The organism is Rhodophyticola porphyridii, from assembly GCF_003688285.1.
GTDB classification, from domain to species: Bacteria; Pseudomonadota; Alphaproteobacteria; order Rhodobacterales; family Rhodobacteraceae; genus Rhodophyticola; species Rhodophyticola porphyridii.
Genome location: NZ_RCNT01000022.1, coordinates 1 through 1,213 on the forward strand (window position 1 = coordinate 1; position 1,213 = coordinate 1,213).

At 65.2% G+C, this 1,213-nt stretch carries 1 protein-coding gene; it reads left to right on the forward strand.

Annotated features, from left to right (window positions below):
* Window positions 1–1,176: elongation factor Tu (tuf, locus tag D9R08_RS18850; RefSeq protein WP_121899658.1), on the forward strand; the 1,176-nt coding region annotated here is incomplete at its 5' end.
* Between the last annotated feature and the right edge of the window lie 37 nt (window positions 1,177–1,213).

Below are 1,213 nucleotides of genomic sequence, written 5' to 3' on the forward strand. Positions count from 1 at the left end.
ATGGCGAAGGAAAAGTTTGAGCGTTCGAAACCGCATGTGAACATCGGGACGATTGGTCATGTTGACCACGGCAAGACGACGCTGACGGCGGCGATCACGAAGCAGTTCGGCGATTTTCAGGATTACGCGTCGATCGACTCGGCGCCTGAGGAGCGGGCGCGGGGGATCACGATCTCCACGGCGCATGTGGAATACGAGACGGACGCGCGCCACTACGCCCATGTGGACTGCCCCGGCCATGCCGACTACGTGAAGAACATGATCACGGGTGCGGCGCAGATGGACGGTGCGATTCTTGTGGTGAACGCGGCCGACGGGCCGATGCCGCAGACGCGCGAGCACATCCTTCTGGGCCGCCAGGTGGGCATTCCCTACATGGTCGTGTTCATGAACAAGGTGGATCAGGTCGATGACGAGGAGCTTCTGGAGCTCGTCGAGATGGAGATCCGCGAGTTGCTCAGCTCCTACGAGTACCCGGGCGACGACATCCCGATCATCGCGGGCTCTGCGCTGGCCGCGCTGGAGGGCCGCGACCCGGAGATCGGCGAGCAGAAGATCGCCGAGCTGATGCAGGCGGTGGACGACTACATCCCGACGCCCGCGCGCGCGGTGGACCAGCCGTTCCTGATGCCGATCGAGGACGTGTTCTCGATCTCGGGCCGGGGCACGGTCGTGACCGGCCGGGTCGAGCGTGGCGTGATCAACGTGGGCGACGAGATCGAGATCGTGGGCATCCGCGACACCACGAAGACGACCTGCACGGGCGTGGAGATGTTCCGCAAGCTGCTGGATCGCGGCGAGGCGGGCGACAATATCGGCGCGCTGCTGCGCGGTGTGGACCGGGACGGCGTGGAGCGGGGCCAGGTGCTGTGCAAGCCCGGCTCGGTGACGCCGCACACCAAGTTCGAGGCGGAGGCCTATATCCTGACCAAGGAAGAGGGGGGCCGTCACACGCCGTTCTTCGCGAACTACCGGCCGCAGTTCTACTTCCGGACGACGGATGTGACCGGCACGGTGGAGCTGCCCTCGGGCACGGAAATGGTGATGCCGGGCGACAACCTGAAGTTCACGGTGGAGCTGATCGCGCCGATCGCGATGGAAGACGGTCTGCGCTTCGCCATCCGTGAAGGCGGCCGCACCGTCGGCGCCGGCGTCGTCTCCAAAATCATCGAGTAACAGACCCCAGGGTTCGACGAGGCGCGGCCATGGTGGC